Genomic DNA, 12,422 nt, shown 5'->3' with positions numbered 1-12,422 from the left:
GTCTTTAAAATCTAGGGTAAAATTCGCATTTTTCAAAGCGTAAAATTCTTGTAAGGCTTTGGGCTTGTTTTCTACAAAAAGCCTTGAATTTTGCTCTATAAAATCCCTTGCTTGTGGGCTATCTTTTAGCCCTGTGCTAAAACGAAGTCTTTTATCGGCATTTTTTAGGCATAGATATATTACACCATTCCTTGTGTATAGCATTGTTAATCCTTTAAGATAATTTAAGAGTGAGATTATATAACCTAAACTTTGCGTTTAGGCTACTTTAAAGGCTTTGTGTTTGTCTAAAATAGCTTTGGCTATTTCCCCTTTCTAAAATCTGCTCTTCTTCTTTTGTGCGGTGCAGTCTTTCATCAGCTGTTTTCGCCTCGATGTCGTAGAAAATGAAATTCTGCTCTTTGTAAAGTGCGAAGTTCTTTTTGTATTCGCCCCTTAATTTTTCTTTGATTTGCTCTTTACGCTCTGTAAAACACTTCACATTTTCAGGCTTTTCAAAGAAAAATACTAACTTTTTGTTTGCATTGTATCCTAGAATTCTAGCCTCTACAAAGTGCTTTAAAAAGGCTTTGTTAAGGGCTGATTTTCCAAGTGTGTTCGCCTCATCTATTTTATTAAAGGCTATGTTGTTAAAGGCTTTCATTTAAAACCCCCTTAACTTCGATGGTGCAGTAAAGCACATTTTCATCGGCTACACTTAAAATCTCATCTATTAAATCCTCAGTCTTTTTCCTGCCTACAACTTCTATACCGCCTTTGTAGGCGTTTTGCTTGTCATAGCAAGATATTTCGATTAACTCTTTCATTTTATCCCCTTTGCTTCAAGGTATTTTAAGGCAAGTTTTTTGCTCTCATCGTCCAAAAATGCAACATTACAGACATAAAATTTTGCTTTGTCGCTTAAATTTGTTTGCGACAAGTCCCGCATTCTTAAATTTATTTCAGGATTTTCTCCTCCGCACTTTTCAATAAAGCTTTTAAAAGTTTTAATCGCCATAAAACTTTTTACCTCGCTAATGTCGCCATAACGAATTCTAGCCGTTATGTTTAGGTGCTTGTTCGTCTTTTCGATTTCCATTTTCGCCCCCTTTCAATACCATTCAACCATTACGCACCCGTCTTTTCTCTTTGCGTAACTTGAATTTTTAGCTATATCAATTAAAGCCCTTATGTTGTAAAGCTCGTGTTCGTCAAACTCTTGCTCATTTAAACGCTTTTCAAGTGCAATTAAATCTGCACTTTTGATATAGCACCTGTCTCGGCTTTCGTTTTCATTATAACTCACGCCGATTTTGTCTAAAAACTCGCCCGCATTTTTGTGTATGAAAAGTAGGTTTCATTTTGCCTTTTATAGCTTGCAAAGAGCTTTTTTAGGGTGTTTATGTCGTTTTCTTTGGGCTCAAGCACACCACTTTGTGTCAATGCCTTTATAAACTCATCGCTAAATTCATTTGAATTTAGCTTAAAAACACTAGATAAATTTGGAAATAAATCTTTTTGCTTGCTTACTTTTATGATGATTTGAATTTGTGGGCTTTGGCTAAGCGATAAAGCCCCATCCCTTGCGGAGGACTCGCCTTTTAAAGCCCCTGCCGTGCGGAGGGGGTTTTGCAACGCTTGGCTTGCAACCCATTGGGTGGGGTGGGTAGAATTTTGTGAATTTTTCCTTGCGTTGTCATTCTGAGCTTGTCGCTAGACAAGCGAAGAATCTCTACCCTTTTTTTGAGATATTTTTGCTTCGGCTACCGCCTCGCAACCCGCTGGGTCGCTACGCTCAATATGAGAAGAATTTTCGCCATTTTGCAAATTTCCTACGCTTTCAAGCTTAAAAATCACCTTGTTTTTGACATTATCCGCATTTTGCTTATATTCACTTGCGTCAAAAAATATGCTAAATTTCTCGTCACTGCCTTGCAAAACAAGGCTTTGATAAACCGTGTCGCTTTTTACATAGTAGAGATTTTGGGTTTTGTAAAAAAGGGCGGCATCTTTTGAGTTGCTATAAATCTTGGCGTAGATATTTTTATACATAGGCGTATCGGTAAAAAAGGGCATGCCTGTGTCGTTTGCTGTCAAAAAGGTGTAGAGCTTGTTGTAAAGCTCGTTTTTCTCGGCATTTATGTTTTTGGCAAGGCTTGAAAATGTGTCTTTGTCGGTGCTTTGCGTTGAATTTAAGGGTGTGTTTTTCTCGGCATTTGCACTTTGCATTATAGTTGAAAGCTCGTTTTTATAAGAGCTTATGCCTTGCTTTGTAGTTTCGTCAAAAAGCTCTTGGATTTTCGCTTCAAATCTCTTTTTTACCTCGTCAAAATACTCGCTTTTAATGCCTAAAAGATTGTTAAAACCGCTTTTTGTAGCATTGATGAAAATCCTTGATTTTCACGCCCAAACAAAGGCTTTCTAACTTCTCGTAAAATGCCATAGTCCATTTACCTACCTTAAATTTTGATTTAGTGTTTTAGCAAAAGTTAGAAAATTCATAGCCTAAGTTTATAACTTTGTTTTCATTAAGCCCTAAATTCACGCCAAATCCCTAATCTTTCACAAATTCAACCTTTATATCTCAAATCCTTGCCCTATACATAGCCGTTAAGACAAGCATAACAACTTCTGTTTTTTGCGAAATTAGCCATGTTTTATTTATTCACACCCTCTGTGGCTGAGAGTAAAATGTGCGGAAAATTGGCTTTTATCTCTTTTACAAGTTTGCTCAAAGCCTTACAAAAAAAGCGTTCGCATTGCAAAATGTCCGCTCCAAGTGCGGCAAAATAGTGTGCTTCATCGGCATTTTCTACCTCAATTATGATTTTATGCTCTTTGTAGGCTTTTTTAAGCCTTGCAAGCTCCTTTTCAAAGTCCTTGCAAAGCATTCTATGCTCTTTAAACACCAAAATGCTACCGTTTAACCCATATCTATAAGCCACCCCCACAAATTAGGGCTTTTAGCAAGAGTTTTTTCGCATAAGGCATAGTTTTGCGAGTGCCAAGTAAGGCTATGTTTTCATTTTGCAACCTTGCATTTTCAAGCATAGCTCATGTGTAAGTCGCCAAAGAACTAGCATTTTCAAGCAGTTTTTGCATAGTTTTTACCACTTTTAAAAGGTTTGTTGCCTTGCCATTTAGTCTTAAAAACACGCTTTTTGGCTCAATTTTCTCTCTATCTTTTGCAAAAATTTCACTTTCAAGCCCTAAAATTTTAGCAAGTCTCACACACTCATCAAGCCCACAAAGCACAATTTCATCATTTTTGGGGTAAAAATTCACGCTCGCAAAGCCTGAAATGTCAAGCCCAAAGCTAGTATTATCCAAAAAGGGCAGATCTTGTTTAAGCAAGGCTATAAACTAGTTGTCGCTAAAATGACACATTGTTTTTCCTTGTTTATTTGGTTTTTGTGAATTTTTAGCGTTTAAAGGCGTGAATTTTAGCCTCACTTAGTCATACCGATTTCATAAATTTAGGCGTTTTTCTATTCTTGGATTCTTCGCCCGCAGGCTCGCAATGACAAAATTCCGTGAATTTTTTGTAGCTTTATTAAAAAATTCACGCTTTCGTCCACATTTTCTTTGTGCTGTGAATGAATTTTGTGAATTTTAACATTACGAATAATTTAATTTGACGACAAATTCAAGTTGTGTATAATTTTCACTTGAATTTTGAGTATTTTTGTGAATTTTAGCTTTTAAAAGCCTAAATTTTTAGTGTTTTTGTGAATTTTAAAATCCATAGCAGCTAAGATTAATGATGAACCTTGTTTAGGTTAATGCATAAATTTGTTAATGTTAAATTTATTTTTAGTTAATATTTTAAGCAAATTTTTAATGCTTGACATAAGCCCTTGTTCTTTTTAAAATAATCTTATTATTCCTTGTTAAAACCCTAGCAAAAAACCATTCTAAGCTTTTTTCATTTGAATTTTTATCAAAGTTCTTAGTGTAAATTTTAATGTGGCTTATTATAAAAAAGGCTCTTTTTTAAGAAAGTTATTGATTTGCCATTTTAAGCCTATGGGCGAAGAAGCCCTCAATTTAAGGCATTTCTCCATAAATTCGTGGATTCTTGGCACACGCTGGGAGTGACAAATATGACATTTTATCTAAAATCAATACTTCCTTGTAGCCTATAAAAATCAAAGTCCTTTAAGTTTATCTGCCACACTTGAATTTGTGGCATTTTTAAGCTCATCAAAACCAGCCTTGTAAATGCCCTCAAAGCTACCAAAATAGCTCAAAAGCTTGGCTATTTGCCCCTCTGTTAGCCCTAAATTTTTTAGTTTTGAGCTTTGCAAATCAGCTTTTTTCTTTGTGTTTTTGTGAAAACTAAGAGCAAAGCGGTGAGCCTCGTCCCTGAGTTTTTGCAAAAACAAAAGCTTTTTATCGCTTGTAGCAAGGGTAAAGCTGCCCTTAATAGAATGCAAGATGTCCCTTGCACCGCCTTTAGCACGGTGAGCCTTGGCATTTATCTTTTCCTTGGCTATGGCAAGGACATCTACATTTGCCCCGCTGCTTTCAATCACCTCTTTTGCTAGCTTTAACAAGGTAGCCCCCCCATCAATGAGCCATAAATCAGGGGCTGCTAGCTTGTCAAAGTCCTTTGCCCTTCTAGTTAAAAGCTCTTTCATTTGCTCAAATTCATTTCCAAAGTGCAAATGATAGCGTCTGTAAGAGGCTTTGTAAAACTCGTTCTCTTTGAAAGCTACCATAGCACCAACGGTTGCTACCCCTTGTAAGTGAGAATTATCAAAGATTTCAATGCTTTGCGGCAGATTTTCAAGCTCAAAATATGTTTGAAGCTCTTTTAAAAGCTCGAAATTATCATTTTTGGCATTTTTAATGTGTTGCAAGGCATTCGTGTGGGCTAGCTCGCAAATTCGCCTCTTTTCGCCTATCTTGGCTACCTTTATGCTAAATTTTTTATTAAATCTTTTATTAAGCAGCTCTTGCACCAAAATCCTATCCTCAAAGTCCTCCATCACATAAATTTGAGTAAAAAGTGCCAACTCATCCACTCCAAAAGCCTCTAAAATCACCTGTTTATAGCCCTCGTTCTTATCAAATTCATCTTTGAGGGTGAAAACTTTGTGATTTGAGCTTATGATCTTGCCATTTTGTATGACAAAACGCACTAGGGCAAGTAGCCCCCCCTCATTCGCAAAGGCAAAGACTGTAAAATCCTCTAATTTGGCTAAATCTATGTGAATTTTCACCTGTAAATCCCTAATCGTAGCTAGCATATCACGCATCTTAGCAGCTTCTTCGTAGTTTTCATTTGCCGCGTAAAGTTTCATTTTGCTTTCTAAATTTTTAAGCAAAAGAGCTGGATTTAGCAAGGCATTTGTGGCGTTTGTTACTATCTTTGCATACTGGGTGGGGGTAATTTTATTTTCGCACACAGCCTCACAACGAGCTATTTGATGAAAGATACAAGCCTTTTTGCAAGATTTTTTTTGCTTCAATTTAAAGCTTAGATAAAGGGCATTTAAAAGCTCTTTTGCCCCCTTGAAAAAGGGTCCAAAATAGCGAATTTTAGCCCCCTTGATGATTTTTCTCGTAATTTCAAAACGCGGATAATCCTCGCTTAAATTCACATAAATGTATGGATAGGTCTTGTCATCTCTTAGTAAAATGTTGTATTTTGGGTGTAACTGCTTGATGAAGGAGTTTTCAAGTATGAGAGCATCGGCTTCTGAGTGGGTTGTGATAAATTCTAAATGCGAGCACTCAGCTAGCATCTTGGCTATGCGTAAGGAATTTCTAGGATTTGGGGCAAGTTTTGGCGAAAAAACAAAGTAACTTCGCACCCTGTGGCGCAAATTCTTTGCCTTACCCACATATAAAAGGCGGTGCGAGGCATTAAAATACTGATAAACACCGGGTTTTTCTGGCAAATTTTTAAGCTCATTAAGCAAATTTGATGGAAAATTCACGGCTCCAAGCAAATTTTGCGTTTGAGGGGCTGAATTTTTTGAATTTTTCGCTATTGAGGCTGAATTTAAATTTGAAGGCGAATTTTTTTCGCTTGAATTTGCTTTGAATGCTGAATTTAAGGCTGAGTTGTTTTCACTTAAATTTGTTTTTGGAGCTGAATTTTTTGCCTTGCTTGTTGAATTTAAGGCTTGTTTTTTTTCGCTCGAATTTGCCACAAGGGTTGAATTTTTAGCTTTTTTCATTTTTTATTGCTTGGCGGATTTCTTCAAATTTATTAAATAAGCTCTCGTCTTTAAAAGAATTTTTAAACTCCCCCTTTGAAAGCTCTAAAAAGCTGGTTTTTTGCTTTTTTTCTATTTTTTGTATGGGTGGGACAAAGTGCCTATCTGTAAAGATTTTAAGCTCTTTTATCTTGTCAAATTCGCTCAAAGGATTTTGCCTTGCGTAGATTTTGATTAGATATTTAATGTGTTTTTTGGTATCATCGTGTTTTAATTCTTGGTAAGCAGCTGGGTGTTTAACAAGTATCATTAAAATATCTTTTTTGATAAAGACCTTTGAGATTAGGGCTTGATGAGCAGGATTCATCAAAAGCAAAAAATCTCTAGCAAAAAGTAGCTTTTTAAGGGGGGCATAACTATGCTGTTTCATAAGTTCGGCAATGATGGCTGTCGTTGTTTTAAGCTTTTTCATACTCTTTTTCATACTGTCATTATAGCACTTTTTTGTTTAATGCTTCTTGGCTGTGGAAACAAAGGCGATCCTAGCTATGCAGTGCTTGATAATAACGGCTCTGTGATAGAGGTCATACCTTACAAAAAGCTTAATAGATGGTAGCTTTTTGTGGGGCTTTTTGGTATGAGGCTGAATTTTTTGAATTCAAGTTGAATTTTTTGTTAAATAATTGTTTTTGCGTGGAGGCTTGAATTTAAATTCAAGCTGAGTTGAAGCTGAATTTAAGTTGAATTCAAGCTGCATTTTTGTTGAATGTTTGCAAAGTTAAGGCAGGTTTTGTTGAATTTTCGCAAAATTCAGGCAAATTCAGCTAGATTTTCTTTTTAAGCCTTGCAATTTCATTTTGCAAATTTTAGGGCAAATTTAGCCACGCTTTCTTTTTAGGCTTTGTAAGTTTATCTTGCAATTTTAAGACAAATTCAGCCACATTCTTTGAATTTTTACAAATTTCAAAAACAAAAATTCAAATCCTCAACTTCCTTGCGTTTAAAAAATTACCGTAGAATTCACGCATTTAAACCGTGGCTAGAATTTGACAAGATTTAGGGCAAATTCCACGCAAACTTCGCAAATTCAGCCACTCACAAAGGCACAAAATGAAAAAAGACAGTATCCTAATCCTAGACTTTGGCTCTCAATACACCCAGCTCATCGCGCGCCGTTTAAGAGAGGAAGGCGTTTTCGCTGAAATCTTGCCCTTTAATGTAGCACTAGCAACAATTCAGGCAAAATCCCCAAAGGGCATCATTTTAAGCGGAGGACCTGCTAGTGTGTATGAAAAAAACGCCTATTTTTGCGATGAGGGGGTGTTTGAGCTTGGCTTACCGGTGCTTGGCATTTGTTATGGTATGCAGTTAATGGCTCATCATTTTAAGGCTGAGGTTGTGCGAGCCAAAGAAAGAGAGTATGGCAGGGCTAGCATTGAAATTCAAAGCCAAAACCCCCTTTTTAAAGACCTACCAAAGAGGCAAACCGTGTGGATGAGCCACGGAGATAGGGTTGAGAGTTTGCCAAGTGGCTTTGAAGTGTTGGCAAATAGCGAAAATTCGCCCCTTTGTGCCTTTGCAAATGCAAAAAAGGGCATTTATGCCTTGCAGTTTCACCCCGAGGTGCAACACAGCGAGTTTGGCTCAAATATACTTAAAAATTTCGCCAAATTTATCTGCGGGTGTGAGAGCACTTGGAATATGGGAAGCTTTGCAAAGTCTCAAAGCATAGCTATTAGGGAGCAAGTTGGCAAGGACAAGGTGCTATGTGCGGTAAGTGGGGGCGTAGATAGTAGCGTAGTAGCTGCACTTTTGGCAAATGCTATCAGCGAGAGGCTTGTAGCCGTCTTTGTTGATAATGGGCTTTTAAGACAAGATGAAAGAAAGCAAGTAGAAACTGCCTTTAAACACAAGCTAGATATTGATTTAATCAGCATTGACGCGAGCAAAACCTTTTTGAAAAGGCTAAAAGGGGTAGTTGATCCTGAAAAAAAACGAAAAATCATAGGCAAAACCTTCATAGAGGTCTTTGAAAAGGAAGCCAAAAAGCACAAGGGTGTAAAATATCTAGCCCAAGGCACACTTTATACAGACATCATTGAAAGCTCTGTCGTTGGGGCTAGCAAGACCATAAAATCGCACCACAATGTCGGCGGACTTCCTAAAAAGATGAACTTAGAGCTAATTGAGCCCTTAAAAGAGATTTTCAAGGACGAGGTGAGGGCTTTGGGGCTTGAGCTTGGACTTAGTAAAGAGCTTGTTTTTCGCCACCCTTTTCCAGGACCAGGCCTTGCCATACGCATAATGGGCGAGGTGAATGAGCCTAGCTTAAAGCTACTGCGAAGTGCTGATGTCATCTTGCAAGAAGAGCTTAAAAGCTCGGGCTGGTATGATAAAAGCTGGCAAGCCTTTTGCGTGCTTTTAAATGTCAAAAGTGTTGGCGTTATGGGCGATAATCGCACCTATGAAAATGCCATTTGCGTTCGCGTAGTAGATGCAAGCGATGGAATGACTGCAAGTTTTTCTCATTTGCCTTACGAGCTGCTTGAAAATGTGAGCCGTAGGATTATCAACGAGGTTGCGGGCATCAACCGCGTGGTGTATGACATAAGCTCAAAGCCACCAGCTACCATTGAGTGGGAGTGATTTTAACGACTTTGTAGCAGCTTGTATCTTGCCTTGCAGCGACAAATTCTTGCTAAGCTTGCTAGTTTAAGGCACTATCTTTTGGTGGCTTTTTTGTTTTGCTTAGAGCTTGCAACTCGTTGGTGAGAAGGTTTCACAAAAATGAAACTGCGGCAGGTTTCATTACCTAGCCTTGTTTCATTTTGCTAGCAAGCCAAAAATCCACTCAAGATACAAAACCTTGCCATATTTCGTTCAAAAAAATTCACGCTTTATTTGAATTTTAGCTTTTTTGTAGGATTTTTGTTTTGCTTATTCTTTGTAATCAGCTAAACATGGGAGTTTGTTTATAACTCTTTTACAAACGCTAAGCAAGGCAAAAGCCGCTACCGTTTTTTTACTTCAAGCTACATTAAACTATTCGCACCCTAAAACTCACGCAAACCTTTCTACTACGCAGTTGCAAGAATACGAAACAAAAATCCACTCAAGATACAAAGCCTTATAATATTTTGTTCAAAAAATTCACAAGCTCTTTGAATTTTCACAATCCATCTTCTGTAACCTGTGTTCTGTATATGATTAAAATTTTTTGCTATAATTTGCAAATTTCAAGCCTCATATCTTTAAATCTAAGGACATTTAAAGGCTTTAAATTCAAGCCAAAAAGGACAAACTATGCTTCAAACTTGTATTTTCCCAGCTGCGGGCTATGGCACTCGCTTTTTGCCAGCCACAAAGACGCTTCCCAAAGAAATGCTACCCATACTCACAAAGCCCTTGATTCATTATGGGGTTGATGAGGCATTAGAAGCAGGTATGGATACTATGGGCTTTGTAACAGGGCGGGGAAAAAGGGCTTTGGAGGATTATTTTGACATAAGCTACGAGCTAGAACACCAAATAGCAGGTTCTAAAAAAGAGTATTTGCTTTCTGAAATTCGCACGCTTATAAACCGCTGCACCTTTACCTTTACACGCCAAAATGAAATGCGAGGGCTTGGAGATGCTGTGCTTAAAAGCAAGGCACTTGTGCAAGATGAAGCTTTTGGGGTGATACTCGCCGATGATTTGTGTGTAAATGAGGAGGGCATAGGCGTTATGTCTCAAATGGTAAAGATTTATGAGAAATACCGCTGCACCATAGTTGCGGTAATGGAAGTGCCAAAAGAACAGGTTTCAAACTACGGCGTTATCGCGGGTAATGCTGTTGAGGATGAGCTTATAATGGTAAGTTCAATGATAGAAAAGCCTAGCATAAAAGAAGCACCAAGCAATCTTGCCATCATAGGTCGCTACATTTTAACGCCTGATATTTTTGGCATTTTGCAAAACACAAAGGCGGGCAAAAACGGCGAGGTGCAGCTAACTGACGCACTTTTAGCACAAGCTACAAACGGAATGGTCTTAGCCTATAAATTCAAGGGCAAACGCTTTGACTGCGGCTCTGTGGATGGCTTTGTGGAAGCGACAAATTATTTTTACAAGAAAAGTTTATGCTAAAACACAGTTTATTTTTTGAAAAAGAAGAGCTAGGCATTATCTCAGCTTATGCTAACCGGATGAATGATGAGCGGATGAGTGGGGAGGTGGGTTATTATCATCTTATGGACAGCTCACTTGATTTAATCAAACAAAGCGAGGATTTCATCAAGGATAAAAGCCACATAAAAAATGTGCTACTCATAGGAATGGGCGGATCAAGCTGCGGTGTAAAGGCTTTAAAAGACTTTTTATGTGATGAAAAAAGTGGCGATAGAGAGCTTTTCATCATCGATAACACCTCAGCACACACCTTTACGCAGACTATGAGTAAGCTTAGTTTAAAGGACACACTTTTTATCATTTCAAGCAAGACAGGAACTACTATCGAGGTGGTGTCGCTATTTAAGCTAATAATTTCACATTTTAAGCTAAAAGAAAATGAGCTAAAAAACTATGTGATTTTTATCACAGATGAGGGCTCAAAGCTTCATCAGCTAGGCATTAAGCTTAAAATTCATAGCTTTTTCATACCGCAAAATGTGGGAGGACGTTTTAGCGTGCTTTCAGCCATAGGCGTAGTGCCACTTGTCATTTGTGGCTATAACGCAAAGGCACTTTTAGAGGGTGCTAGGGCTTGTTTTGATGACTTTTTTACACACAAAAAGGATGAAATTTTACAAAAGGCTTATCATTACTGCACCCACAAAAACGCACACACAAATGTGCTTTTTAGCTACGCAGACGCCTTTAAGGGCTTTAATGAATGGTTTGTGCAACTCATCGCTGAAAGCCTTGGCAAAAAGCAAGGCTACAAACGAGTAGGGCTTACGCCTATCGCACTCATCGGTGCAAGGGACCAGCACAGCTTCTTACAGCTCATAATGGAGGGACCAAAAGACAAGACAATTACCTTTTTAAAGGTGTTAAATGTTGAAAATTTGACAAAAAACTCTTTGGAGGTGCCAAATTTAAATCTGCCCTTTTTAGAAGAATGCGATTTTGCAAATGGGGTGAGCTTACACAGCCTTTTAAACGCGCAGTGCGATGCGACCTTGCAGGCTTTAAGGGCTGAGAATTTAAGCGTGGATTTGATAGAACTTGACAGGCTTGATGCTTGGCACGCAGGGTATTTGATGTATCATTACGAGCTTTTTACCTCAGCTTGTGGGATAATGCTTGGTATCAATACCTACGACCAACCGGGCGTTGAGATAGGAAAGCTAATGCTTAAAAAAATCTTAAAGCCATAAGCTAGCTTTTTTGCTTTGTGTGGCCTTAGTGCTTAACCTTGCTTTGAATTTTAGTGAGATTTAAACCTTTTAAATTCAGCTTAACTTAGCAAAAATCCTCAAAGAAAGAGTTTAATTTAAAAGATTTAAAGAACTTGCTTTTCAGTTGTATTTGGTTTTAAGGTGCTTTGTAGAGTTTAAAATAAAAAGACTTCAATCCCTTAACTTCAAGCCTTCAATCTAAATCTTAAATTCAACTTTTTCAAGCTTAGCTCAAATTTTTTCCAACCTTTTTCCCACTTTTCCTCACTTTTTCAAAAAAAAAAAAAAAAAAAGATTTTGTGTTATAATTTTAGCTTTTAAGTAGCAAGGTTTTGAATTTCAATTAAATTCAAAGCAAGGCTAAACGAGCATTTGAATTTAAACCAACAAAGCACAAGCGAAGTATCTAGTAATTTAAAAGAGATTTTTCGCTACGGTCAAAATGACAAGTATAGAGCTTTTCGCTTTTTACAAAAGCTCAAAATGACAAGTCAAATTTAAAACAAGCTTAACTTAAATTTAAACAAGCCTTTGAATTTAAGCCAATTTTAAATTTTAAATTCACAGCAAGTTTAGTTGGCTTTTGAATTTAAGACAAAGGCTTGTTTAAATTCAAAGCACTTTTAAAGCCCTTTGAATTTAAATCAAATTCAAAGATAAACTTAGCTTGAATTAAAGCAAAGTTTGCTTGAATGCAAGCTAATTTTAAAAACAAGCTCAATTTAAATTTAAACAAGGCTTTGAATTTAAACAAAATTTAAAAATAATCTTGCTTGAATTCAAGCTAAATTCAAAGATAAGCTTAGCTTGAATTTAAAGCAAAATTTGCTTGAATTCAAACACAATTTAAAAATAATCTTGCTTGAATTCAAGCCCAATTTAAACTAAAAAACTA

14 protein-coding genes and 1 pseudogene are annotated in these 12,422 nt (G+C 37.2%); 4 read left to right on the top strand and 11 right to left on the bottom strand.

The window, feature by feature from the left end; translation table 11 throughout:
* The 11 genes and pseudogenes from DMC01_RS11040 to DMC01_RS10995 form a co-directional block, all read right to left on the bottom strand.
* Positions 1 to 204: hypothetical protein (locus DMC01_RS11040; protein WP_427846129.1), on the bottom strand; the 204-nt coding region annotated here is incomplete at its 3' end.
* Positions 205 to 268: 64 nt separating this feature from the next.
* Positions 269 to 643 (bottom strand): hypothetical protein, encoded by a 375-nt coding sequence (locus DMC01_RS11035; RefSeq protein ID WP_142694268.1) that lies wholly within the window; start codon positions 641 to 643, stop codon positions 269 to 271.
* Positions 630 to 806, bottom strand: coding sequence for a hypothetical protein (locus DMC01_RS13735; protein WP_185908881.1), 177 nt, complete (start codon positions 804 to 806; stop codon positions 630 to 632). The genes DMC01_RS11035 and DMC01_RS13735 overlap by 14 nt, the downstream gene beginning before the upstream one ends.
* Positions 803 to 1,078, bottom strand: a complete 276-nt coding sequence (locus tag DMC01_RS11030; RefSeq protein ID WP_142694267.1) for a hypothetical protein — start codon at positions 1,076 to 1,078, stop codon at positions 803 to 805. Before DMC01_RS11030 ends, DMC01_RS13735 begins: the two co-directional genes overlap by 4 nt.
* A gap of 12 nt (positions 1,079 to 1,090) precedes the next feature.
* The gene (locus tag DMC01_RS11025; RefSeq protein ID WP_142694266.1) at positions 1,091 to 1,285 is read right to left on the bottom strand and encodes a hypothetical protein; all 195 of its coding nucleotides are present in this window, start codon (positions 1,283 to 1,285) and stop codon (positions 1,091 to 1,093) included.
* Between the two features lie 11 nt (positions 1,286 to 1,296).
* Positions 1,297 to 1,614, bottom strand: coding sequence for a hypothetical protein (locus tag DMC01_RS11020; RefSeq protein ID WP_142694265.1), 318 nt, complete (start codon positions 1,612 to 1,614; stop codon positions 1,297 to 1,299).
* 198 nt (positions 1,615 to 1,812) lie between these two features.
* A pseudogene (locus tag DMC01_RS16840) lies at positions 1,813 to 2,097 on the bottom strand (site-specific DNA-methyltransferase); the annotation flags it as partial.
* A 539-nt stretch (positions 2,098 to 2,636) separates the two neighbouring features.
* Positions 2,637 to 2,930, bottom strand: a complete 294-nt coding sequence (locus tag DMC01_RS11010) for a beta/alpha barrel domain-containing protein (RefSeq protein WP_142694263.1) — start codon at positions 2,928 to 2,930, stop codon at positions 2,637 to 2,639.
* A gap of 103 nt (positions 2,931 to 3,033) precedes the next feature.
* Positions 3,034 to 3,333 (bottom strand): beta/alpha barrel domain-containing protein, encoded by a 300-nt coding sequence (locus DMC01_RS11005; RefSeq protein WP_185908880.1) that lies wholly within the window; start codon positions 3,331 to 3,333, stop codon positions 3,034 to 3,036.
* Between the two features lie 794 nt (positions 3,334 to 4,127).
* Positions 4,128 to 6,167: an excinuclease ABC subunit UvrC gene (gene uvrC / locus DMC01_RS11000; protein ID WP_142694261.1), complete on the bottom strand. Its 2,040-nt coding sequence runs from the start codon at positions 6,165 to 6,167 to the stop codon at positions 4,128 to 4,130.
* A complete protein-coding gene (locus DMC01_RS10995) occupies positions 6,154 to 6,576 on the bottom strand; it encodes a hypothetical protein (RefSeq protein ID WP_427846128.1) in 423 nt (140 codons plus the stop codon). The genes uvrC and DMC01_RS10995 overlap by 14 nt, the downstream gene beginning before the upstream one ends.
* Between DMC01_RS10995 and DMC01_RS15390 the strand changes: the two genes are divergently transcribed.
* The 4 genes from DMC01_RS15390 (at position 6,565) to DMC01_RS10980 (ending at position 11,506) form a co-directional block, all read left to right on the top strand.
* Positions 6,565 to 6,762 (top strand): lipoprotein, encoded by a 198-nt coding sequence (locus DMC01_RS15390; protein ID WP_185908882.1) that lies wholly within the window; start codon positions 6,565 to 6,567, stop codon positions 6,760 to 6,762. The two genes, DMC01_RS10995 and DMC01_RS15390, sit on opposite strands and share 12 nt — an antisense overlap.
* 494 nt (positions 6,763 to 7,256) lie before the next feature.
* Positions 7,257 to 8,792, top strand: coding sequence for a glutamine-hydrolyzing GMP synthase (gene guaA / locus DMC01_RS10990; RefSeq protein WP_142694259.1), 1,536 nt, complete (start codon positions 7,257 to 7,259; stop codon positions 8,790 to 8,792).
* A gap of 657 nt (positions 8,793 to 9,449) precedes the next feature.
* The gene (gene galU / locus DMC01_RS10985; protein WP_142694258.1) at positions 9,450 to 10,274 is read left to right on the top strand and encodes a UTP--glucose-1-phosphate uridylyltransferase GalU; all 825 of its coding nucleotides are present in this window, start codon (positions 9,450 to 9,452) and stop codon (positions 10,272 to 10,274) included.
* Positions 10,268 to 11,506: a glucose-6-phosphate isomerase gene (locus DMC01_RS10980; protein ID WP_142694257.1), complete on the top strand. Its 1,239-nt coding sequence runs from the start codon at positions 10,268 to 10,270 to the stop codon at positions 11,504 to 11,506. The genes galU and DMC01_RS10980 overlap by 7 nt, the downstream gene beginning before the upstream one ends.
* Positions 11,507 to 12,422 lie beyond the last annotated feature (916 nt).

This window comes from Campylobacter troglodytis, assembly GCF_006864425.1.
In the GTDB taxonomy this organism is placed as follows: Bacteria; Campylobacterota; Campylobacteria; order Campylobacterales; family Campylobacteraceae; genus Campylobacter_D; species Campylobacter_D troglodytis.
This window is presented reverse-complemented; position numbering and strand designations above follow the sequence as displayed.

Excerpts from the sequence above, each read along its gene's own strand:
- DMC01_RS10980 (WP_142694257.1), top strand. The coding sequence starts at position 10,268 with ATGCTAAAACACAGTTTATTTTTTGAAAAAGAAGAGCTAGGCATTATC.
- DMC01_RS11030 (WP_142694267.1), bottom strand. The coding sequence starts at position 1,078 with ATGGAAATCGAAAAGACGAACAAGCACCTAAACATAACGGCTAGAATT.
- DMC01_RS11035 (WP_142694268.1), bottom strand. The coding sequence starts at position 643 with ATGAAAGCCTTTAACAACATAGCCTTTAATAAAATAGATGAGGCGAAC.
- DMC01_RS13735 (WP_185908881.1), bottom strand. The coding sequence starts at position 806 with ATGAAAGAGTTAATCGAAATATCTTGCTATGACAAGCAAAACGCCTAC.
- DMC01_RS15390 (WP_185908882.1), top strand. The coding sequence starts at position 6,565 with ATGCTGTTTCATAAGTTCGGCAATGATGGCTGTCGTTGTTTTAAGCTT.
- DMC01_RS10995 (WP_427846128.1), bottom strand. The coding sequence starts at position 6,576 with ATGAAACAGCATAGTTATGCCCCCCTTAAAAAGCTACTTTTTGCTAGA.
- galU (WP_142694258.1), top strand. The coding sequence starts at position 9,450 with ATGCTTCAAACTTGTATTTTCCCAGCTGCGGGCTATGGCACTCGCTTT.
- uvrC (WP_142694261.1), bottom strand. The coding sequence starts at position 6,167 with ATGAAAAAAGCTAAAAATTCAACCCTTGTGGCAAATTCGAGCGAAAAA.
- guaA (WP_142694259.1), top strand. The coding sequence starts at position 7,257 with ATGAAAAAAGACAGTATCCTAATCCTAGACTTTGGCTCTCAATACACC.